Source organism: Promicromonospora vindobonensis, assembly GCF_042685865.1.
Taxonomy (GTDB): Bacteria; Actinomycetota; Actinomycetes; order Actinomycetales; family Cellulomonadaceae; genus Promicromonospora; species Promicromonospora vindobonensis.
Map to the genome: position 1 here is coordinate 1,755,118 of NZ_JBHUOG010000002.1, position 23,003 is coordinate 1,778,120.

Sequence of the window (23,003 nt, forward strand, 5' to 3'; positions counted from 1 at the left end):
CAGGCGACGCGCGTCGGCCGACGCCGGCCGGCGACCGTCAGTCCGCCGACGCCATGGCCTCGGCGCGCCCCTCCGCGCGAGCCCGCTCGAGCAGGCGGTCGAGCCGTGCCCTGCGCGCACGGAGCGCCCGGCGCACCGCCCAGGCGGCGAGCGTCAGGGCGAGCAGCACCAGGAGGTGGAGGAGCGGCAGCGCCCACGCGGTGTCGGCGAGCGTCACGTCGGCGGGCACGGGCACGTCCGGGCCGCCCTCCGCCACGGCGGCGCTGACGACGGCCTCGACGCCGAACGGCCCCACCGGCCAGACGCCCGGCACCGTGACGGTCACCTCGCGACGCCCGCCGGGCAGCACCTCGAGCGCCTCGCCGGCCGGTGCGGCCGCGGCCGCACCTCCGAACGTGCTCTCCGCGCGGACCTGCGACGTGGTGCGCAGCGCGACCGTGCCGTCGTTGACCACGGCGTACCGCACCACGAGCTCGCCGGGTTCGAGCAGGCCGGGCCCCTGCGTGTAGGACGCGTCGAGCAGCTCGGCCTCCATCGAGGCGACCACCTCCCCGGGGGTACGCAGGTTCACGCGGACCCCGACCCGCGACTCGACCTGCATCTCGCCGCCCGACAGCACGGAGGCAGCGACGCCCGCCGGGTGGTCGCCGGGTACGGCGTCGGCCGGCGACGTGACCTCGAAGGGCACCACCTCGGTCGCGCCAGGTCCGACGACCACCTGGGAGGGCACGGTGATCCACGCGCCGCCGTCGGTGGGCGGGACCGCCGACGGCCGCATGTCGAAGCTGCCCCGCTCGGTCAGGTACCCGTCGTTGGCCGACAGCGCGAACGTCACCTCGTCCGCCGAGTGGTTGGTCACGGCCACACGCTCCGTTGCTCGCTCGCCGGGCTCGAGCTCCAGGTCGACGACGCGACGCCCGTCCGGGCCCGACGCGTCCGCCGGCACGACCGACCAGGTGACCCGGTCGTCGCCGGCCGCGCTCAGGCGCGTGTGTGCCTGGGCGAGGGCCGTCGTGGGAACCGACGTCGCCACGAGCGCCATGGCCGCCAACGCGACGACCGTCCTTGTCAGCGGGTGGAGGTGCATGTCCGAACCTTTCTGGGGACTTGCATCGGTCGAGCGCCGCACCGCGTCGGTCGAGCTTGTCGAGACCGACCCCAACACACTGCACGGGACACGCCGGGGTTCGCGTGCAGTGTGTTGGGGTCGGTCTCGACAAGCTCGACCAACGGACGGCAGCTCGGTCAGCCCTCGAAGAGGGAGAGGGTCAGGACCGAGGAGTACTCGCCGGCGGGCACGTCGGCGGGCGTGCGCAGCGTGAGGTCGGCGTTCACGTCCCAGGGGCCCGCCTCGGAGCCTGCCGCCCAGGTGGACAGGAGGAGCTCCTGGCCCTCGAGGCCGACGGCGGCGCCGCCCGAGCCGTCGGGGAGCACGCTGGACACCGGCTCGCCGGCTGCCACGTCGCCCGACGGCGACGGCGTCAGCAGGCGCGGCGCCCAGCCGAGGTACTCGGGGCCGATCGGGGCCTGCCCCTCCGCGGTGAACTCGCTCGCCTGGCCGACCACCGCCCAGTACGAGCCCTCGGGCACCTCACCGGCGTCCCGGGTGTCGGCGACGGTGACCGTGGGCAGGGTGCCCACGAACTGGCGCGCCTCGGCGTCGGAGCCCTCCTCGGCGAGGACGACACCGTCGTTCGGCGCGACCGACATGCTCAGTGCGCCCGGCGTGTTGTCCTCGATGGTCACGGACAGGTCGACGCCTGCTGGATCGTCGGCGGCCACGGCGGTGGTGGCGAGGCCACCGACCGTCGCCGCGACGGCCAGCCCCGCGGCTGCCGCTGCGATCCGCTGGGTGGTGTGGCGGTTCATCATCTCGTCTCTTCTCTACGTGCTCTCGTGGCTACGTGTCGTCGTGGGTGGGTTCAGGGGCAGGACAGGGCGGCGTGCGTGAGGTCGTGCCGGACGGTGACCTCCTCGCCGTCGACCGTGCCGGTAGCGACCACCGAAGCGGTGCCCTCCGCTACCGCTGCGGCACGGGTCGCGAACGACTGGTACGCGCTCTCGCCCGGTTCGACGCCGGTCACGTCGCGCGAGCCGTACTCGGTGGTCAGGGCGACGTCGACGGGGACGTCCGCCGCGTTGACCGCCCGGACGGCGACGTGCACGCTGCCCGCCACGCAGCGGGCGGACGCCTCTGCGGTGACCGGCAGGTCCGCCTGCGCCGCCGGCAGCGTCAGGGACCTGCGCTCCTCCGGGTTGCCCGCCGCGTCGGTGGCGGCGAACTCGATGACCTGTTCCGTGTCCGTCAGCGTCCGGGTGAACGGCCCCGTGTAGGTGCCCCAGAACGTCCCGGGGCCCTCCCACTGGATGCGGTCGACGCCGGACCCGTCGCCGTCGGTGGCCGCCAGCGTGATCTCCACGCTCTGGCCGAGGTTCTCGACGCTCGCCGTGGTGACGGGCGCCGTCGTGTCCACCCGCAGCTCCCGCTGCGCCTCGCCGACGTTGCCTGCCGCGTCCGTCGCCAGCACCCGCACGGTGTGCGTGCCGTCGCCGTCCAGGGTGAACGGCCCCGTGTACGGGACGGGCTCGGCGTCGTCGACCGCGACCTCGACCCGTGGGTCCGGGTCCCGGTTGTCGCTCGCACGCACGGTGACGGTGACGGGCCGCACGTACCAGCCCGACGGTGCCGCCGCCGGATCGGCGGTCAGGGTGACCTGCGGCGCGGTCGTGTCCTTGGCCGTGTCCGGCTCGAGCACGAACACCACTGCCTCCGCCGGCTCGTCCGTGCCCTCGACGTCGCCGGCGACGAAGAACATGCCGCCCGCCTCCGCGTAGTCGGCCGCTTCGACGTCGTCCCAGACGACCGGGACCCGGCTGTCGCGCGAGTCGTCCGCGTACCGGGCCGTCACGGTCGGCGGGAGCACCGGCTCGGTCCCGGCGAGGGTGACCACCGCGACGTTGTCGACGGCGGCAACGGGGCCGGGGTCGCCGTCCCGGACGTAGACCGTGCCCTCGACCGGCTCCACCAGGTCGGGCGACGTGCCAGTGACCGCGAACGAGCCGGGCTCGGCGACGTCGTCCGCCGTGACGTCCGCCCAGGTCACCGCGACCCGCACGACCCGGCCGTCCTCATAGACGGCGTCGAGCCGTACCGGTAGCTCCGGCAGCACGCCCACCTGCGTCGGGACGTGCACCGGTGTGTGGTCGATCGGGCCGAACGGGTCCTCCGGATCCGGCTCGACGACGCCGCCGGTGCCCCAGACCTCCCACTCGGACACCCCGATCGCCGAGTAGGTCTCGTCCGGGCCGCCCGCGAGCGCCTGGAACGTGGCCCGCAGCCGGGTGGTCGTGACGGGCTCGAAGCTGGTCTCGTTCAGGCCGAGGCGGTCGGTGGGGAAGCCGCTCGGCGCGGGCAGGTCGGCGAACGCCTCGGCGTCCTGGTCCCAGTACTGGACCGTCCAGGACGTGGGCACGCGTACGTTGTCGCCGTTCGCCTCCGTCCCGTCGGACCAGAACCGCACGGCCGACCGGTCGATCCGGACGGGTGCCTCCCACGTGTACTCGAGCCACTGGCTCGCCGGGCGCGGGTCCTCACCCCAGGTCGCCCAGGTGTCCTCGTGCGAGCCGCCCGTGCTGGCGCCCGCGCCGTCGTTCACGGCGGCGACGCGGTTCCAGGAGGCGGTGTAGCTGGCGCTCGGCGTGGCGAGGAGAGCGACGTTGGCCGGCTCCGCCGCTGCGGCTCCGGCGGCCGTGATCCCGGCGGACGGCGCCGCCGCCGCGGAGCTCAGGCTGGTCAGGGCGAGGACGAGCGCGCCGAGGACGGCGGTGGCGCGACGTCCGACGACTGTGCGTGGTGTGGTCATGCCATCCTCGCCTTGCCCGCGGTGAGCAGGACGCGCTGGGCGTCGCGCCGGCTGATCAGGCCCTGGTCGGTGAACTGTTCGGTGGTGCTCTGCACGCGGGCGAGGAAGTCCCCCCGGGTGGCGAACCCGCCGTCGGCCCAGACGGCGTCGAGCAGGGTGGTGCCGTCGGGGCGGGCGGCGTTCGCCACCCCGCTGTCCAGGCCCGCGAACACGACGCGTGGCTCCGTGCGGCGCACGTACATGTGGTAGCTGGTGTGGTCGCCGGACCACGCGGGCTCGAGGACGCGGTCCCCGAGCCGGAAGTAGCCGTCGCCGGTCGCCTCGAACGCGCTGTCGAGGGTGCCGTCGAGGCCCATGTGGCTGTAGAGGGAGATGTCGAGGTAGCTCGTGGCGGGGTCCCGCACGAGCAGGACCGTCGGGCCCCACTCGATGCTCTGGACCGCCGGGTCGTCGACGGTCGGCACGGCACGGACGCTGAACGGCATCTCGACGTCGACCACGTCGCCGGACGCCCAGGTGCGGGCGATGCTCACGTAGGTGCCGGGAACCGCGTCCAGGTCCTGTACCGCGCCGTTGACCTGGACGGTGAACCCCTTGCGCACCCAGCCGGGCACGCGCAGCCGCAGGTCGAGCTCGCCGGAGCCCTCGAACGTGAGGCGGGTCGAGCCTGCCTTCGGGTACTCGGTCTGCTGCACCACCCGCAGCCCGCGCTCCGGCCAGTCCAGCGTCGAGGCGAGATAGAGGTTGACGTGCAGCGCGGTGCCGTCGGCGGACCGGAGGTACACCGTGTCGGCGTACTTGACGTGGTTCTCCAGCCCGGTGCCGCCGCAGCAGGTGCCGGTGTTGCCGTACTCGCGGCGGGTGCCCGGGTTCACGCCGTACATGTAGGTGACGTCGGGGCTGGTGTCGGACTGCGTGTTCCGCTTGGAGCCGACGATGTGGTTGAGCAGGCCGCGCTCGTAGTACTCCAGGTACTTCGGTTCGAGCGTGTGCAGGTACAGCAGGCGGGACAGCTTGAGCATGTTGTAGGTGCCGCACGTCTCGGCGTTGCGGGCCCCGATGTCGCCGGCGACGGTACCGGGCGGCCCGAACAGCTCGCCCTCCCCGTGCCCGCCGTGCGCATAGGTACGGCCGGGCACGACCATGCCCCAGAACCCGGTGACGGCGTCGAGGTAGCGCTGCTCGCCCGTCTGCTCGTAGGCCTTGAGGTAGCCGGGGAACTGCGGGATGTGCTGGTTGGCGTGCTTGCCGTTCAGCGTGTCGGTGCCCTCGGCGCAGGCGTCGACGAGCGGCGTCAGGTCGAACTTCCGGGCGGTGGCGAGGTACCGGCCCTCCCCCGTGATCGCCGCGAGGTCGCAGAGGATCTCGTTCATCCCTCCGTACTCGCCGGCGATGTAGATGCCCCACATCCGCGTCAGCTGGTCGGCGGGCAGCGGGTCGAGCCGGCCGGAGACCCAGTCCGCCATCGGCGTCAGGACCTCCAGCGCCTGGTCGCTGTCCGCGAGCTGGTAGGCGTCGCGCAGGCCCGCCATGATCTTGTGGCACGTGTAGTAAGGAGCCCAGATCTCGCCGTACGGCGCGTACTTCTCGAGCTGGCTGAACTGCCACTCCCCGTACGCGGCGAGGAAGCCGGGGTGGCTGAACCGGGCCATCGCCGCGAGCGCCGCCTGGACCTCGCCCAGCCCGGCGACGACCTCGTCGACCTTGTCCTTGAACACCTGCTCGCCGGTGGAGGCCCACGCGAGCGCCAGCGCGGACAGGAAGTGCCCGCCGTAGTGGCCGCGCAGGAGGTTGGCGGTCTGGACGTTGGCCCGGCCCGGGTAGTCGTCCGGCCCCCAGGGCTGCTCGTTCGCGTGGCCGAACCCCTCCCAGCCGCCGGGCGGGTTGGCGCCCCGCGTGTCGAGACCGGCGTTGCGGCGGAAGACCGCGAGGACCCGGTCCACGGGGTAGACCCGGAGCAGGTGCAGGAGCTGGTCCTGGGACCGGGTGGCGACGCTCGGCGCGAGGGTGACGTCAGCGAGCGGGAACGGTGTCGCGAGCCACCGGTCGGAGACGGCGGACCGGTCCAGGAGGCGCAGGTACCGGCGTGGCAGTCGTGCGGCGGCCTGCTGCGCCGCCACGGTCGGGGCGGCCGAGGCCACCCCGCCGGCGAGGCCGAGGGCGGCCGCGCCCCCGGCGAGGCCGGCTGCTCCGATCCGGAGCAGCGACCGGCGGGAGACGCCGGGGGTCTCTGGTGCGCTGTGCATGGTGATCCCTTCCGTCAGCCGCACGTGAGCGCGGGGTAGTCGATGCTGGTCTCCGAGGTGCGGCCGGCGCCGTCGTCCGCCGTCACGGTCGCGGTCCCCGCCTCGACCGAACCGGTGCGGGTGGCGAACGACTGGTAGGCCGCAGCGCCGGGCTGGACACCGGAGACCTCCTTGGTGCCGAACGCCGTGGCGAGCGTGACGTCGAGCGGGCCGTCCTCGTCGTTGACCGCCCGGACCGCGAGCGTGACCCGGCCCGCCAGGCACCGCGGTTCCGCGGTAGCGGTGACCACCGGCCCTGCGTCGGGGTCGCCGAGCACGGTGAGCGTGAGGGTGGTCTGCGTGGTCCCGGCCTCGCTCACGTAGTCGGGCAGGACGAGCTGCCCGGTGATGACATGCACGCCCGGCTCCTGGACCACCGACTCGTCGAAGTCCCACACGACGCCGATCGCCTGGTTGTCGCGCGACCCGTCGTTGTACGACACGGCCACACGGGTGGGCAGGTGCGGCTGCTCCCCGACCTGGACCTCCCGCTCGAACGTCTCAGCGCCCTGGATGGCGATGCCGTCCTGCGCGGTCTCCGGCCGCACGTACACCCGCGCCTCGGCGAGCAGCCCGTACTCGGCGTTCGTGCCGTGGACCACGAAGGGTTCGACGTTCGGCTCGGCGACCATCGCCGGGGTGATCTCCTGCCAGGTGAACGGCAGGGTCCCGCGGCTGCCGCCCGAGTAGACGACGTCGAGCTGTGCGGGCAGCTCCGGCACGACGCCGCTGGTGGTACGCATGACGACGGGGCTGGCGACGGTGTCCACCGTGTCGCCGTTCACCCGCCAGCGCAGGACGCCGGTCCCTGCCCCGCCAGGCTGCACGCCCCAGATCCTGACCCGCAGCGCGCTCGCCTCCACGGGCTCGAAGGCGATGCGGTTGTAGTCGTTCCGGGCGAGCGCGTCACCGTACGACTCCCCGTCCGCGAGCGTGACCGGGCTCCACGTCTCACCGTCGGTCGTGTACTCGACGGCGTAGGTGTCGGCGCGCGGGGTCCTGGTGCCGCCCGTGTCGTCGTACCAGAAGATGTCCGTCGAGCTGACCTGGACCGGCGCGCTCCACGCGTACTGGATCCAGGCGGCCTGCGCCTGGCTGGTGCCGTTCTGTGCCTGGCCCCAGGTACCCCAGCCGTTGCCCGCGCCGGGGCTCGAGCTCGCCGGCGTCGACTCGGCGTTGACCCGCTGCGGGTTCTCCCACGGCGAGGCGCCGCTGGTCGTGATCGTGGCGAGCCGCCCGAACTCGGCGGTCGTCTCGCGTTCCTCGAGCGTCACGGTGACGTCCCTCGTGGTGGTGAGCTCTCCGTCCGTCGCGCGGAAGCGGAACACGTACTCGCCGGGGGCGGTGCCGGTCACCCGGGTGGTGAGCGCGGCGTCGTCGGCGAAGATCACGCCGGCGCCGTCGGGGGCCGAGACGGTCTCCCAGCCGTAGGTGAGCTCGCCGTCGTCCGGGAGCCCGTCGTCGGTGGCGGTGGCGACGAGCTGCGTGGACAGGTTGCCGTCCGCGCTGTCGTCGAACGTCGCGCTGACCGCCGGCGGATCGTTCACCACCGGAGGCACCGGCCGCCCGGAGTCGAACGCCTGGATCTCCGAGATCGCCGTCCAGTGGCCGGGCGCGTTCGTGAAGGCGACCCGGACACGGTCGGTCGTGGTGGTCGGGAACAGCGCCTCGTTCAGCTTGGGCCCTGGGACCTTCGGCGCCTTGGCCTGCTCGGGGACGGCCGTCCAGCCGCCCTGGCCGTCCGGCACCTGGATCGAGTAGCGCTGCGGCTGCGCGTACCCGCCCTCCTGGCGGTCGCTGACGAACCAGACCTTCACGTTGTCCAGCGCGACCGGCTCGCCGAGGTCGAGCTCCACGTAGCCGGTGTCGCCGTCGGTCCCGTGGTTGCCCCAGTAGGGCTCGTTCACCGTCACGCCGTCCGTCACGGCGTCCAGCGACACGGGCCGCTCGGTGGTCGTGATGGCGCCCGGCGTGTAGTTCATCGAGCTGCTGGAGAACCCGGGGGTGTGGAAGGTGCGCCACGGGGTCGGGCGGGCGCCGTCCTGGGTCGCCGACGAGCTGAGTGCCGCGCCCGCTGCGAGGTTCGCCGACTCCTCGGTGAGATCGATGCCCGCCGTCTTCAGGTACGACACGACGCGCTCGTCCTCGATCGGGGTGTCGACCGCCGCGGGCAGGTCGGTGCCCTGGTCGGCGACGACGACGGCGCCGATGCCGTCGTCGGCCTCGACCACCTCGTTGGCCGCCGGGTCGTACACGAAGCCGCCGATCGTGTCGGCGGACGCCTTGCGCTCGCCGTCGACGAACAGCGAGTAGCCGGCGCCGAGACCGTAGTGCGTGCCGTCCGGGTCCCAGACGATCGACACGTCGTGACCGTGGTACCGCAGGTTGTTCACCATGAAGTGGTCGTAGCCGAGGTCGATCGGCGAGAGCTCGATCAGGTCGTCCGAGCGCGGCTGGATGCCGCCCATGTCCTCCACGAAGATGTAGCTCATGTTGCCGAGCATCACGTGGTTGGGGTTGTTGCGGTTGTAGGTCTTCGTCTCCGCGTTCCAGCCCGAGTAGTACTCGGCCTGGTTGGCCACCCGCGCGTCACCGTTCGGGTAGATGCTCCACGCCATCCAGTCGAGCAGCGTGGCCGCGTACTCCGGCGTGATGTACCGCTGCTCGGGGTCGTAGTCGCGCAGCGCGGCACGCACGCCGCGGTACTGGACGGTGAAGTTGATGTTCGAGAAGTTGTTGGAGCCGCCGATGTCGAACTTCGACCGGTCGTACTGGTTGGCCGTGTAGAACGGGAAGATCGGGAAGTTGTCGCCGTAGCGCAGGAACCGGAACCCGTCGACGTACTTCTCCCACTCCGCCGCGGGGACGAGGTTCTGGGCGTAGACGTCGTACAGGTTGGACTCCTTGGCCGGGATCAGGTCCCGCTCCGCCTCGGGCAGCGGGTTCGCGCTGCCGCCCGACGCCGCCGCCGATGTCGCCCCGTGCGAGGTCCCGGCGAGGAACATCTGCGTCTCCTCGCTCCAGAGCCGGTCCAGCACCGCCTGCTGGATGCGGTCCGCCTCTGCGGCCGTACCGGAGACCTTCGCGGGGTCCGCGCCGGCGATCTCGTACAGCTTGCTGGCCGCGTCGAAAGCTCCCCACACGTACGCCGACTCCGGCCGCTCGATCGTGCGCGCCCCGGGAGCGCCCGCGTTCGCCTTCGGGTAGCCGAAGGTGATCGCGTCGGAGTCGTTGCCCGGCATGTAGTTGGTGTCGTACGCGATCAGGCCGTCGTCGTTCCCGTCGTAGTGCTCGAGCTGGCCCACGCCGTCCTGCTCGAAGTAGTGGGCGAACCGCTCGGCGACGTCGGGGCCACCGCCGTGGACGTTGTACGCCTCCAGCCCGGCCGTGCCGAGGTACTGGGAGTAGTGGTTGTTCCAGCTGGTGTGGCCAGGGCTGTCGAGCAGCGCCGACGACCCGGACAGCTCACCGACGTTCAGGACCTGGCCGTACGCGAGGTAGGGGTTCCGGATCCACTTGGTGTCCTGCAGATGCATCGGCTGCGTGAGCACCACCGAGTTCTGGTACAGGTGCACGCCCTCGATGGTGGTCGGGTACTGGTACACGTAGCCGGGCTCGTTCGCGTCGAGGCTGTTGTACCGCTCGCCCCACCAGCGGTACACGATCGCCTTCTCGATGGCCGGGTCGGGCACGTCGATGTACGGGATGTCGGCCGCCCACCGCTCGTTGAACGCGGTCACCCCGGTCCGGAACGCCGCTCCGGGCTCCATCGACGCGAGGTCGCGCAGCTGCGCCTCGCCGTCGGGCAGGGCGTCGGAGTAGAGTCCGCCGACCACCGACAGGTCGACCGACCCACCGGCCGGCACCGTGACCTCGCGGTCGAGGGCGCTGCCGCTGCGGGTGAAGCCGTCTGCCTTGAGGCCGACGGTCACGGACGACCACGGCGTGTCGACCAGCCCGTTGTTCGCGCCACTGGTCAGGGTGCGCGTGCCGGTCAGCTCGTCGTCGGCGTCGGCAGCCGAGCGGGCGACCGGCGACTGGGCGCGCACGGTGAACGTGACGTCGCTGCTGCCGGGGTTGGTGAAGGTGAGCGCCGACAGCGCGGTGTTGTCGTGGGTGATGAGCTTGCGCAGGTCGGCGGTCACCCCGGTCGATCCGATCGAGTACCGGGCCTTGGCGTGGCTGGGCGCGTTGAACCTGGCGCTGCCCTCCTCGCTGACCGTCTGCCCTGGCACCGTGATCGTGTAGAGGTCCCCGAGGTTGTTCGGCCCGCCGGCAAAGGCGTTCCCCGCGAAGCCCATGGTGTTCCAGCTCGACGCGCCGCGCAGGTAGAGCGTGCGACCGCGCGTCTGCAGCACCGAGTTGCCCGCCGTGCCGCTCACGCCCAGCACGCGGTCGAGGTAGAAGTCGGTCCCGCCTGCGTCGACGTCGGCGTCGAAGATCGACTGGTACATGCTGTCGGCCGTGTACGGGACGCCGGGGTCGAGCGCGGCCTCGACGGTATCGAGGTTGCGGTACACCGGGTCCCCGATGTCCAGGGAGTCCGTGAGCCCGTCGGTGTAGACGCCGACGTCGCCCTCGTTCCCCGGCAGTATCGGCGACGCCGCATGAGCGGCGGGCGGCAGCAGTGCCACGCTCCCGCAGGCGACCAGCGCCGCCACCGCGGTAGCTGCGACCGCGCCCCTTCGTGTTCGTGCCGACATCACATGTCCTCTCCGTCGACGGCCAGGCAGTCGGACGGACGGCGCGCCGCTCGGGCGGAGGCTGCGCATCGCTGCGCTCCCCACCCCGGCTCGCGTTGGTGTCCGCCAGGTGGTTCCCGCCGGGCTCGCTCGTCATCGAGGAGCCCCGGCGCGGACCAGTGAAGCATCACCCAGCGGCTCCGGCAATGGTTTTCGGTGTTTTCGGCCCACGATCACCCGTTTGGCCCCTGCGCACGCCGAAAACTACCGAAACCCATTGTTGGCAGCAGCAGGCTGTGGCAGGGTCGGCGCGTCACTGCGGCAGTGCCACGACGAAGTGCCACGACAGGAGAACACGCATGAGACACATCCGAGCAGGAAGGCAGGCCACGGCGGGCGCCCTCGCGGCGCTCCTCGCCACCGGGCTCGCCGGGACGGCCGTACCGGCGACGGCGCAGGCGGCCGATCCGGTCGGCATCACCAGCACGCAGAATCCGATCCTGGCCGACGGGAGCTACTACTCCGCGGACCCCGCACCCGTGGTGGTCCCCGCCGGAGCGCCCGGCAACAGTACGGGGGCGGACCAGCTCTACGTCTACACGGGCCACGACGAGGCGGGACCCACGCGCAACGACTTCGTCATGAACGAGTGGGGCGCCCTGGTGACCTCCGACGTCGATGCCGGTGAGTGGACGCACCACCCGTCGCTGATGCGGCCGGAGGACGTCTTCTCGTGGGCGACACCTGGCCGTGCCTACGCGGGCGAGGTCCAGCAGGGCGTCGACGACCGGTACTACTGGTACGTCCCGGTGCACGAGGCGGCCAGCGGTGCGAGCGACAAGTTCGGCATCGGCGTGGCGGTGTCGGACTCCCCCACCGGGCCCTGGACCGACCACGCGGGCGGGCCGATCGTCTCCCAGCGGCTACCCACGCCCAACACGATCCACAACATCGACCCGACGGTCCTGGTGGACGGCGTGGGCGAGGACCGAAGGGTGTTCATGTACTGGGGCAGCTTCGGCAACCTGCGCCAGGTCGAGCTGGGGCAGGACATGAAGACACCCGTCGGCGACGTCCGGTCCGTCACGGGCCTCACCGGGTTCTTCGAGGCGCCCTGGCTCTTCGAGCGCGACGGCACCTACTACCTCGCGTACGCGGGCAACAACGCGGGTCCGTCCAGCCGGTGCACGCCCGCCAACTATCACGCGTGCATCGCGTACGCGACGGCACCGTCGGCCGAGGGCCCGTGGACCTACCGGGGCACGATCCTCCCGCCCGTCTCGTCGACCACGAGCCACCCCGGCATCGTCGAGCTGAACGGCCAGTGGTGGATCGCCTACCACACGGCCGACGCGGAGGGCGGCAACCACTTCCGGCGCTCGGTGGCGATCGACCGCGTCGAGTGGGACGACACGCAGGACCCGCCGCGCATGCTCCCGGTGACGATCACGCCGTCGGTGCAGCCGGACCGGACGCCCCGCTCGAACATCGCGCAGGAGGCACGCGTCACCGTGTCCAACGACCCGGTCCCGACGCAGTACTGGACCAAGGCCCTCAACGACGAGATCGTGCGCCCCAACCCGCTGCCGCCGGACATGTGGGGTACGTGGACGGGCAACAACCCGCCGCAGCAGTGGGTCCAGTACACCTGGGACCAGCCGGTCCGGGTGTCCGGGTCGCAGATCGAGTTCTGGAACGACCAGCCGAAGGGCTCCGGCGTCGGGGTGGCGGCCCCGGACACCTGGCGCATCCAGTACTGGGACGCCGACGTGGACGCCTGGACGGCCGTGCCGGGGGCCGACGGGCACCCGACCGGCACCTCCGGCTTCCAGCCGACGTCGTTCGACGCCGTGACCACCACCCAGCTCCGGGCGGTCTTCGACGCGTCCACCAACGGTTCCACCTACTCCGGCGTGGCCGTCGAGGAGTGGAAGGTCCTCGCCGAGCAGGCCGACACCGTCACACCGGAGCTGATGACCGTCGAGGTGGGCGAGACGGAGCTGCCCGGCACGGTCGTCGCGACCTACCCGGGTGGGCACACGCTCCGGGTGCCCGCCTACTGGGACGCGCTCACCGCGCAGGACGTGGCCCACCCGGGCGAGCTCACCGTGGAGGGGTCGGTGCTCGGCCACGCCGCGGGGCGCCTCACGGCCACCGTGACCGTCGTCGACCCAGCGGACACCGAGGGTGACGAGACCGCGCCGGAGGTCACCATCACCCCGGTCGGTAGCGCCGGTACCGGCGGCTGGTTCCGCTCGGCGGTACGGGCCCGCGTCGCGGGTACGGACGACGGCGGGGGCCGGGTGGTCCTCACGACCTCGGTCGACGGCGCGGAACCGGTGGTCACGGACCTCGTCCGGTACACCGACGTCGACGTAGCGGGCGACGGCGAGCACACCGTCACGGCGACGGCCGCCGACCGCGCAGGCAACGTGTCACAGCCGGCCGCGCTGGACGTCCGGATCGACGGGACGGCTCCACGGAGCACCGCGACCGTCGACGAGCGGGCCCGCACCGTCTCGGTGACCGCGACGGACGGCACCTCCGGTGTCGCGCTCGTCGAGGTGGCGGTGGACGGCGGGGCGTTCGAACCGTACGACGGGCCGGTGCCCGCAGGGGACGCCGACCGCCACGACGTGCGCTACCGGGCGGTGGACCGGGCGGGCAACGCGGAGCCCGCCCGGACGATCACGATCCCCGCCGACCTCAGCGGGCCACTGACCGGCAACGTCGCGCCGCTGGCCACACCGACGGCGTCGTACACGGCGGGCTGGAACTCGGTGCTCGCGCTCAACGACGAGCTGGACCCGGCGAGCCCGCCGCAGGCGCAGCTCTGGGGCACGTGGTCGGGCAGCAATCCGGCGACCCAGTGGGCCCAGTACTCCTGGCCCCGGCCGATCAGGGTGACCGCCGCGGAGATCAGGTTCTGGGCCGACCAGCCGCAGGGCACCGGCGCCGGCGTGGCCGCGCCCGACTCCTGGGAGCTGTCGTACTGGGACGAGACCGCACAGGACTGGGCGCCGGTGGCCGACCCCTCGCCGGCCGGCACGAGCACGGACGAGCTCAACCGCATGACGTTCGAGCCGGTCACGACCTCGCGCCTGCGGGCGACGATCCGCGCGAACGGCGACGGAGCCGGCTTCTCCGCCGTCGCCGCGACCGAGTGGCGGGTGATCGCCGACGACCCGGGTACGGGCGGGCCTGGCGAGCCGGCGGTGACGGTCACCGCCGCGGCACGCTGCCTGGCAGGCAGGGCCACCCTGGCCGTGCGCGCCGTGAACGACCACGACGGCCCGGTGGACGTCCGGATCGTCACGCCGTACGGCACCAGCGAGGTCACGGACGTCGCGCCCGGCCAGGCCGCCTACCAGTCCTTCGCGACCCGGTCGACGCAGGTCGACGCCGGGACCGTGACGGTAGAGGTCAGCGGATCCGCCGAGGTGACGGCTCCCTACGAGGAGCTGAGCTGCTAGCCGAACGTGGTCGGTAGAACGTCAGGAGATCGGCAGCCCGGGGTTGCCGATCTCCTGACGTTCTACCGATCACGCGCTGCCGGGGTCAGAGCAGCGGGAGCCAGACACGCATCGTGGCCGGGCCGCGGTTGGCCCAGTCGTGGTACGGGACGAGCGGCACGTCACGCAGCTCGGGCCGGGGTCGCGGTGCGACGTCGTCCGTCGCGGCGTACGGCCACGCGACGTCGGCGACGTCGCTCCCGCGCAGCGTCCCGGCCCGGACGTACACCGTGCCGTCCACCTCCCACGGCGGGACCGAGGCGTCCACCACGACGTCGTCCACCCCGTGCCCCGCGTCCAGGTCGACGGACTCGAGGCACAGCACCTCCGGACCGCGCTGGACCGCCACACAGCCGCGGACGGCGTCGATGTGCGGGTCGGGCGCGACGAACCGCGGGGCGGCGTCGAGATCCAGCGTCACGACGGCACCAGACCGTGGGCCGGGCACCTCGACGGAGCCGGGTCCCACCACGCGGTCGGGCCCGTCGCCCACCCGCACCCGGGCAGACGGCGACCAGGACGGCACGCGCAGCGTGAGCGTCCAGTCGCTCGGCGGCGCGTCCACCACGTGCACCTCGACGCGGCCGTCGTCCGGGTAGCTGGTCACGACGTCGAGCGCGACCGCCTCACCGGAGGGCAGCGCGGCCCGGATCTCGGCCGGCGCGTACTGGTGGAGCTGGACGCCGCCGTCGTCGACCGTCGCGACGTAGGCGGCGACGCTCGCGAACGTGCGCGCCACGTTGGGCGGGCAGCAGGAGACCTCGAACCACGGCGCCCGCAGGGACGCCTCGGCGCGCTTGCTGACCTCGTCCGTCGCGACGTGCTCGGCCGGCACCCGCTGGTGCAGCGTGTTGGCGTAGAAGAAGGACTGCCCGTCGTGGGCCGGGGAGGTCGCCACCACGTTGGTGAGCGCCCGCTCGATCGCGTCGCCGTACTGGGCGCCGCCGCGCGCGAGCAGCAGCCGCCACGACACCATGACCGAGCCGACGCTCGCGCACGTCTCGGAGTACGCGCGGTCCGGCGGCAGCACCCAGTCGTCGCCGAACGCCTCGTCCTGGTGGTGCGACCCCTGCCCGCCCGTCAGATAGGTCCGCCGCGCCTGGGTACGAGCCCACTGGCCAGCAACGGCGTCGAGCAGCTTCTCGTCCCCCGACTCGACCGCGACGTCCACGGCGCCGGCGGCCAGGTAGTTGGCCCGCACGGCGTGCCCGTGGAACACCTCGGCGTCGCGCACCGGGACGTCGTCCTGGTAGTACGACCGGCCGAACTCGATGTCGGCGAGGACCCCGTGCCCGCGCCGGTCGACGAACAGCGCGGCCTGCGCGAGGTAGCGCGGCTCCCCGAGCGCGCGCCCGAGCTCCGCCAGGCCGACCTCGACCTCGGCGTGCCCGCAGACGCCCTGGTTGCCGTCCGGGCCGAACGCCTCGCACACATGGTCGGCGCTGCGCCGGGCGACCTCGACCAGGAGGTCGCCGGGACGGCCGGTACGGGCGCGCGCGGCGGCGGCCTGGTAGAGGTGACCCTGGCAGTAGAGCTCGTGGCCCCACTCCAGGTCCGTGTAGCGCAGCTGCTGCCCAGGCCGGCCGAACCTCGTGCCGAGGTACCCGTCCGGCTCCTGGGCGGCGGCCACCCGGCGGACGATCGCGCCGAACCGGTGCTCCAGGTCCTCGTCGGGCCGCCGACCGAGCTCCCAGGCCATGGCTTCAAGGAGCTTGTACACCTCCGAGTCGCTGAACTCCCGGCCGCGGCGGCCTGCCGCCAGGCCGCCGGCCGCCGCCAGGTCGAAGTTGCCGAGCCAGCCCTCCCGCTCGAGCCAGTGCTCGATGTGCGCGAGGGTGGCGGAGGCGTTCACCTCCTGGCGGCGCGCCCATGGGCCACCCGTGATGCGTACCTGGTCGAGGCCGAGCGGCTGGAACCGCCCGGTCGAGGGCACGACGGGCGCTGGTGTTGCCGCGCCATGGTGCCCGGTCGGAAAGAGCATGCGGAGACCTCCGAGAAGGGTGGACGAACGAGGGGGGTACTGGCCGGTCAGCCCTTGAGCGCCCCGGACATGAAGCCGCGGACGTAGTGCCGCTGGAGCAGGAGGAACAGCACGACGCACGGCAGGGCCATCACCACGACGCCCGCTTCGGTGGCTCCGTAGTCCACGATGCCCATGACCTGCGCACGGAGGTTTGCCACGGCCAGCGGGAGCGGGATCTTGTCGGAGTCGGAGATGAGGATCAGCGGCGCGACGAAGTCGTTCCAGGCCGCGAGGAACGCGAACAGGCCGACCGTGATGACCCCTGGCTTGACCGCGGGCAGCAGCACGGTGCGCAGGGCGCGGAACGACGAGCAGCCGTCCACGAGCGCCGCCTCGTCGAGCTCGCGTGGGACGGCGTCGAAGGAGATCCGCATCATGAACGTCGCGAACGGGAGCTGGAACACCGTGAGCACGAGCGACAGGCCGACCAGGGTGTTCTGCAGCCCGACCGCGTTGAGCATCACGTACAGCGGGATGAGCAGGGTCGCGTACGGCACCATGAGGATGGCGAGCGTGAGCAGGAACAGCACGTCCCGGCCCGGGAACCGGAAGCGGGAGAACGCGTAGCCGCCCAGGACCGAAGCGGTCAGGGTGAAGAGCACCGTCATGCCGGACACGAGCGTGGAGTTGAGCAGGTACTGGGGCAGCCCCGCCTGGTACTCCATGAGGGTCGCGTAGTTGCCGAAGCCCCAGCCGTCGACCTGGCTGCTGCCCGGCTGCGGCGCAACGGACGCGACCCCGGCCCAGATCAGCGGGAAGACGAAGACGAGGGCGAGCGCGCCGGTGAGGACCCAGTACGGGGTCCGTAGAGCGATCCCGACGAGGCGGGCCCGCGGGGCGTTCGGACGCCGGCGGGGCTGCGGGCGGACGGGGGTCGGTGCGGGTGCGGTCATGGTCATGTCAGTCCTCCCGGCCGGTGCGCATGGCGCGCAGCTGGGCCACGTTCACGACGACGAGCACGACCAGGACGACGATCGACAGCGCGGCAGCGACGCCGAGGTCGTTCTGGCCCTGGAAGGCCACGTTGTAGATGAGTTGGACGACCGTGAGCGTGCTGTTGTCCGGCCCGCCCTTGGTCAGGATGTAGAACTGGTCGAAGGCCAGGAGCGAACCCGTGACGCACAGCACCGTGCACAGCGCCAGCGACGGGCGCAGCAGGGGCAGCGTGATGCTGACGAAGGTCTGCCAGCGGTTCGCGCCGTCCATCCGGGCGGCCTCGAGCACCTCGTGCGGGATGCCCTGGAGCCCCACCATGAGCAGCAGCATGTAGAAGCCGGCGAACCGCCAGACCACGAGGAACACCGTCGACCACAGCGCGCTGTCCGGCGTCCCGAGGAACGTCACCGGGCCGTCGGCGAGGCCGAGCGTCTGCAGGAGCGGCGAGAGCGGGCCGACCTGTGGCGAGTACAGCGCGTAGAAGAGCAGCGAGGCGGACGCCAGCCCGAGCGCGCTGGGCACCAGGATCGACGTGCGCAGCACGGCGGTCCAGCGGCTCGACTCCTGCACGAGGAGCGCGAAGCCCAGACCGAGGCCGAGGAGCAGCACGGTGGCGATCACCGTGTACTTCACGGTGAAGACCACCGAGTCCCAGAAGTACCGGTGCCCGACGGCGTCCACGTAGTTCTGTGGTGCGTTGACCCCCTGGTTCCCGGACAGCAGCGGCCAGTCGGAGAGCGACATCTGGCCGACGAGCAGGACGGGGATGACAAAGAGGCCGATCACGAGCACCGCGGTCGGCGCGGCGTAGGCCCAGCCGTGCAGGGCCCGGCGCCGCGCGACGGCGGCGAGGGCGGGTCTGGTGGTTCTCACGGGTCTGGCGGACGGGCGGACGGAAAGGTTCGCGGGCACGGGGTGGCTCCTCGTTCACTTCGGTACGTGGTCCCGCCGCCCTCTCCGGCGGCGGGACCACGCAGACGGACGTCTGCGGGCGGCTACTGCGCCAGCACCGCGGTGATCTCCTCGTTGTCCGTCTCCACGGCGCCGCCCTCACCGAACACCTCGTTGCGGACCATGGTCACCCACGGGCTGCCGGGCGCGTTGAACGCCTGCTGGAAGTTGATCGCGAGGGGCGTGCGGCCCTGCGACGCGATCTCGTTGACCGCCAGGACCCTCGGGTCCTTGGTGGAGTACTCGTTCTCGGCAAGGTCGCCCCGCGAGACGACGTCGCCGTTCTTCGCGAGCACCTCGACCTGAGCCTCCTCCGACATGAGCCAGGACATGAAGTTCCACGCCTGGTCGGCCTGCTCGGAGTCCTTGGAGATGCCGATGCCGTCGCCGCCCACGAAGGTGGACGCACCGCCGTCGGGCCCCGGGATGGGGGCGACGCCCACCTCACCGAGCGCCTCGTCCGCCGTGGCGAGCATGGTGGCGGGGAACGGCATCACGCCGACCTCACCCTCGAGGAACGGACCGGTCCACGTCGCGCCGGTCTCCTCCTTCGACCCCTCGCCCACCGCGCCGGACTGCACGAGGTCCTGCCAGACGCCGTACACCTCCTGCGCGGCGTCGCCGGCGAGCAGCGACTCGGTGCCCTCGGCGTTCATCACGTCCTCTCCCCCGGCCCAGACCTGGGGGAACCACGTGAAGACGAGGCAGCCACCGCAGTTTCCGCCGAAGTAGGTGCCGTTGACGTTGCCGCCCAGCTCGTCGACCGCCTTGGCGTGGTCGCTGAACTCCGCCAGCGACGTCGGGCCCTGCTCGGGGTCGAGGCCCGCCTGCTCGTACAGGTCCTTGTTGTAGAACATGACCGACACGTCGAGGACGAACGGCAGCACGTGCTGCCGGCCCTCGAGCGTGCCTCCCTCGAGGTGGCCCTGGTTGATCTGGTCGGCGTGGTCCAGCTCGCTGACGGCGTCGGTCACGTCGGCGAAGAGGCCCTGCTGCACCCAGTTGGGCACGTACACGATGTCGGCGGCGAAGAGGTCCGGCAGGCTGTCGCTGCCCGCTGCTGCGCCCACCTTCGCCACGTAGTCGTCGTTCGGCACGACGGTGAGCTCGACCTGGTTCTCGTGCGAGGCGTTGTACGCCTCGACGAGCAGGTTCGCCTGCTGCTCCAGCGGAGCCCGGGTCCAGAGCGTGAGCTCCGTGCCGTCGTCCACGCCCTCGGCCGTGACCTCCGCCTCCTGCGTACCGCCGTTCGCGTCCGACGCGCTGCAGGCGGCGAGCGCCGTGCTCGCCAGCCCTGCTGCGAGGAAGGAGGCAACGAGCCTCGCGCTCGCCCTGCGGTGGGTAGCCATCATCCGTCTCCTTGACTTCGTCGTCAGTCGGTCGGTTGGTGAGCGGTGGCGCTCCATTGCCGAAACCGTCCGAAAAGGCTTTCTGTGACAGTAGACTGGGCGCCACACCACGTCAAGGACGAACCGTCGTCACGATTGTGTTACACCTTTTCGGTAAGGTTCGGCATCGACTTTCCAGGAGGAAGCCATGGCTTCGGCCGAGACCCCGCGCACCGCAACCCTGACCGACGTCGCCCGCCTCGCGGGGGTCTCGATCGCCACCGCCTCCAAGGCCATCAACGGTCGCGCCCAGGTCCGCGCCGAGACCCGAACCCGGGTGCTGGAGGCCGCGGAGCAGCTCTCGTTCGCTCCGAACGCGGTGGCGCGCGGACTGCTCCAGGGCCGGACCGGCACGGTCGGCCTGCTCACGTCCGACCTGGAAGGCCGCTTCTCGATCCCCGTGCTGATGGGTGCAGAGGACGCTTTCGGCGCCGGCCAGGTGTCCGTGTTCCTGTGCGACGCCCGTGGCGACGCGATCCGGGAGCAGCACCACATCCGCGCCCTGCTGTCCCGCCGGGTCGAAGGGCTGATCGTCGTCGGTTCCCGGACAGACCCTCGGCCACCCCTGATCGGTGACCTCCCCGTGCCCGTCGTCTACGCGTACGCACCCTCCGAGAACCCGGCGGACATCTCCATCACCGCCAACAACGTCGAGGCGGGCGGCCTCGCGATCGACCACCTGGTGGCCTGCGGGCGACGGCGGATCGCGCACGTGACGGGCGACGCCTCCTACCAGGCTGCCCAGGACCGTTCCAGCGGGGCGCAGCAGGCCATGCGGGACGCCGGGCTGGAGCTCGTGGGAGGGCGCACGTTCTTCGGGTCGTGGAGCGAGGGCTGGGGCCGCGGGGTGGCCAGCATGATCCTCGACCAGTACCCGGACGTCGACGGCTTCTTCTGCGGCAGCGACCAGATCGCCAGGGGCGTCCTGGACTCCCTGCGCGAGTCGGGGCGGGACGTCCCGCGCGACATCTCGGTCATCGGGTTCGACAACTGGGCGGTGCTCACGACGAACACCCGGCCGCAGCTCACCAGCGTCGACATGAACCTGGAGCAGGTGGGCCGGATCGCCGCCCGACGGCTGTTCGAGGCGATCGAGGGGCGCGCGGCGTCCGGCATCGAGGAGCTGCCCTGCCGGATCGTGACGCGGGAGTCGTCGGTCCCGGTGCCGTGACCTCGTCTCGCCCGTCGGCGGGTCAGGCCACGGCGGCCGTCAGGACGCGGTCGAGGACGCGGTGCGCGGCTTCCCGCGCCTCGGCACCCTGCGGCTGCTGGGCGATCCAGAGGGCCGCCTCGTTCATGGCCCCGGACAGCTGAGCGGCCGTCGCGTCGAGCAGCTCGGCGGGGACGCCGACGTCGGCCAGTGCGGTGCGCAGGTGCACCGCCGAGTTCTCCGCGTCGAGCTGACGCCACTGCTCCCAGCCGAAGACGGCAGGAGCATCGATGAGCAGGACGCGCACCGCGGGCGCCGCGGTGATGGCGTCAAGGAACGCATGACTGCCCGCCCGCAGCTGCGCACGCGGGTCGGCACCGGCGCGCTGAGCCGCCACGACGACGGCCTCGGCGACGTCGGACTGGAGCCTCGACGCAACGGCGCGGAAGAGCCCAGCCTTGCTGCCGTAGTGGTGGTACACCGCGCCACGCGTCACGCCCGCCACCCGGGCGACGTCGTCGAGCGAGACCTGGGCGAAGCCGCGTGCGGCAAGCAGGTCGGTGGCCGAGGCGAGGATCTTGCGGGCGGTCCGGGCGGCGTCGGCCGCTGAAGCACGGGGCACGAGCACTTCCTTTACGTACGGACTGTATGTAATCTGGCAACTTACATACGCACTGTACTTAAGGGGTTCCTCATGACCGTCACCAGCTTCTACCCGGTCCTGATGTCGCAGGACGTCGCCGCTGCGGCCGCCTTCTATCGCGAGGGCCTCGGCTTCGCGACCACCTACGACTCCGACTGGTACGTGAGCCTGCGGCTGGGTGCGTTCGAGCTCGCCCTGCTCGCCCACGACCACGCCACCATTCCGGAGGGCTACCGCGAGCTGCCGCGAGGTGTCGTCGTGAACCTGGAGGTCGACGACGTCGACGAGGTCCATGCCCGCCTGACCTGCCCCACCGGTCTCGAGCCGCTCCTGACGCTCCGGGACGAGGACTTCGGACAACGGCACTTCATCGTCGCCGCGCCCGACGGTGTCCTGCTCGACGTCATCCAGCCGATCCCGCCCACGGCCGAGTTCGCGGGTGCCTACGCCGAGGCGTGAACGTCACCGCGATCTCTGGCTCGACCGCGGCGGTTCGGCCAGCTCCCCCCAGCACGAGGTCATCCCGTCATGAGCCTGGTGTCACCGGTGCGGGGGCTGGTCGTGCACCAGCTCGCGGAGAGCGGCGTCTGAGGCTGCCTGGGCAGCACGGTCATAGGTGGAGCTGAACGCCATGATCTCCTCGGCCCCCGTGGCCTTCGCCAGCCGGTCGAGGTGGCTCCGCACCGTGGCAGGGGACCCGACGACACCCTGCGCGAGATGCGCCTCGACGCGCTCGCGCAGCTGGCTGGTCCAGCGCTGGGCACGGATCGTCGTGACCGGCTCGAGCGGGCCGAACTCGCCCGTCTGCCGGGATCGGGCCATCGCCCATGCCTCCGGCAGGGCCAGGTCGCGTGCCTCGACGTCCGTGTCCGCCACGAGGACGTCGAGCGATACGGTCACCGCCGGTTCCGGTGCCCGCAGCGAGGGCCGGAACTCGTCCCGGTACGCCGCGAGCGCGTCCGGCAGCGAAGGGCTGCGGAGCACTGGCCCGCCGATGACCACCGGCAGCCCCAGCCTGGCGGCGACCGCGAGGCCGCGCCCGGTCGCGAGCACGTACATCGGGATGGTGCGTGCGGCGACAGGCCTTGCGGTGATCTCCGCGGCACCATCGAGGTGGTCGCGTAGCTCCTCGATGTCCTCGGGGAACGTGTCCGGCGCGTCCGATCCGTGCCGCAGCGCCCGGCGTACGGGTGCCGTGAAGCCGAGGGTGCGCCCGAGCCCGAGATCCACCCGATCCGGATAGAGGGCGTCGAGCATCAGGAACTGCTCGGCGACGACCAGCGGCTGGTGATGAGGCAGCATGACACCACCCGACCCGATCCTGATGGTGGTGGTACGGGCACCGAGAGCACCGAGCAGGACCGGTGGCGATGCCGAGGCGATCCCCGGCACGGCGTGATGCTCGGCGACCCAGAAGCGGTCGTAGCCGAGTCGCTCCGCCGACACCGCCCGCTCGATCGTGTGGGTCAGCGCCGCACTCTCGGGGTACCCCACCCGAGTGCGGGAACGGTCTAGCAGGGAGAGCCTCACACGAGCCTGCAACCGCGAAGGCACCCGGGCGCTTCCCGAT

At 72.0% G+C, this 23,003-nt stretch carries 14 protein-coding genes; 3 read left to right on the forward strand and 11 right to left on the reverse strand.

The features are described from left to right. Window positions 1–37: 37 nt before the first annotated feature. From ACFS27_RS21105 to ACFS27_RS21125, 5 genes are all read right to left on the reverse strand, one after another. Window positions 38–1,087 carry a hypothetical protein gene (locus ACFS27_RS21105; protein WP_377187017.1) on the reverse strand — a complete coding sequence of 350 codons (1,050 nt, stop codon included), beginning with the start codon at window positions 1,085–1,087 and terminating at the stop codon, window positions 38–40. A 158-nt stretch (window positions 1,088–1,245) separates the two neighbouring features. Then, window positions 1,246–1,872, reverse strand: a complete 627-nt coding sequence (locus ACFS27_RS21110; protein WP_377187020.1) for a hypothetical protein — start codon at window positions 1,870–1,872, stop codon at window positions 1,246–1,248. A 50-nt stretch (window positions 1,873–1,922) separates the two neighbouring features. Next, window positions 1,923–3,863 (reverse strand): Ig-like domain-containing protein, encoded by a 1,941-nt coding sequence (locus ACFS27_RS21115; protein ID WP_377187023.1) that lies wholly within the window; start codon window positions 3,861–3,863, stop codon window positions 1,923–1,925. After that, complete coding sequence (locus ACFS27_RS21120; protein WP_377187026.1) at window positions 3,860–6,109, reverse strand: glycoside hydrolase family 127 protein; 2,250 nt, start codon at window positions 6,107–6,109, stop codon at window positions 3,860–3,862. The genes ACFS27_RS21115 and ACFS27_RS21120 overlap by 4 nt, the downstream gene beginning before the upstream one ends. Before the next feature lie 14 nt (window positions 6,110–6,123). Then, complete coding sequence (locus tag ACFS27_RS21125; RefSeq protein WP_377187029.1) at window positions 6,124–10,851, reverse strand: galactose-binding domain-containing protein; 4,728 nt, start codon at window positions 10,849–10,851, stop codon at window positions 6,124–6,126. A 338-nt stretch (window positions 10,852–11,189) separates the two neighbouring features. On the opposite strand from ACFS27_RS21125, the gene ACFS27_RS21130 reads away from it, so the two are divergent. Continuing rightward, complete coding sequence (locus tag ACFS27_RS21130) at window positions 11,190–14,303, forward strand: family 43 glycosylhydrolase (protein ID WP_377187032.1); 3,114 nt, start codon at window positions 11,190–11,192, stop codon at window positions 14,301–14,303. 85 nt (window positions 14,304–14,388) lie between these two features. Here ACFS27_RS21130 and ACFS27_RS21135 read toward each other — a convergent pair whose 3' ends face one another. The 4 genes from ACFS27_RS21135 to ACFS27_RS21150 all read right to left on the reverse strand — a co-directional run bounded on the left by ACFS27_RS21135 (window position 14,389) and on the right by ACFS27_RS21150 (window position 19,601). Then, a complete protein-coding gene (locus tag ACFS27_RS21135) occupies window positions 14,389–16,323 on the reverse strand; it encodes a glycoside hydrolase family 127 protein (RefSeq protein ID WP_377187034.1) in 1,935 nt (644 codons plus the stop codon). A gap of 47 nt (window positions 16,324–16,370) precedes the next feature. Further along, on the reverse strand, window positions 16,371–17,258 hold the full coding sequence (locus ACFS27_RS21140; RefSeq protein ID WP_377191112.1) for a carbohydrate ABC transporter permease: 888 nt from the start codon (window positions 17,256–17,258) through the stop codon (window positions 16,371–16,373). Between the two features lie 7 nt (window positions 17,259–17,265). Beyond that, window positions 17,266–18,174 carry a carbohydrate ABC transporter permease gene (locus ACFS27_RS21145; protein ID WP_377187037.1) on the reverse strand — a complete coding sequence of 303 codons (909 nt, stop codon included), beginning with the start codon at window positions 18,172–18,174 and terminating at the stop codon, window positions 17,266–17,268. A 122-nt stretch (window positions 18,175–18,296) separates the two neighbouring features. After that, the gene (locus ACFS27_RS21150) at window positions 18,297–19,601 is read right to left on the reverse strand and encodes an ABC transporter substrate-binding protein (protein WP_377187040.1); all 1,305 of its coding nucleotides are present in this window, start codon (window positions 19,599–19,601) and stop codon (window positions 18,297–18,299) included. 187 nt (window positions 19,602–19,788) lie between these two features. Here ACFS27_RS21150 and ACFS27_RS21155 point away from each other — a divergent pair, with 187 nt between their 5' ends. Further along, complete coding sequence (locus ACFS27_RS21155) at window positions 19,789–20,811, forward strand: LacI family DNA-binding transcriptional regulator (RefSeq protein ID WP_377187043.1); 1,023 nt, start codon at window positions 19,789–19,791, stop codon at window positions 20,809–20,811. A gap of 22 nt (window positions 20,812–20,833) precedes the next feature. On the opposite strand, the gene ACFS27_RS21160 is transcribed toward ACFS27_RS21155, so the two are convergent. After that, window positions 20,834–21,412 (reverse strand): TetR/AcrR family transcriptional regulator, encoded by a 579-nt coding sequence (locus tag ACFS27_RS21160; protein WP_377187046.1) that lies wholly within the window; start codon window positions 21,410–21,412, stop codon window positions 20,834–20,836. A gap of 72 nt (window positions 21,413–21,484) precedes the next feature. On the opposite strand from ACFS27_RS21160, the gene ACFS27_RS21165 reads away from it, so the two are divergent. Further along, window positions 21,485–21,892 carry a VOC family protein gene (locus tag ACFS27_RS21165; RefSeq protein ID WP_377187049.1) on the forward strand — a complete coding sequence of 136 codons (408 nt, stop codon included), beginning with the start codon at window positions 21,485–21,487 and terminating at the stop codon, window positions 21,890–21,892. Between the two features lie 81 nt (window positions 21,893–21,973). Here the strand turns inward: ACFS27_RS21165 and ACFS27_RS21170 are convergent, their stop codons facing one another. Beyond that, window positions 21,974–22,987 carry an MsnO8 family LLM class oxidoreductase gene (locus ACFS27_RS21170; RefSeq protein WP_377187052.1) on the reverse strand — a complete coding sequence of 338 codons (1,014 nt, stop codon included), beginning with the start codon at window positions 22,985–22,987 and terminating at the stop codon, window positions 21,974–21,976. Between the last annotated feature and the right edge of the window lie 16 nt (window positions 22,988–23,003).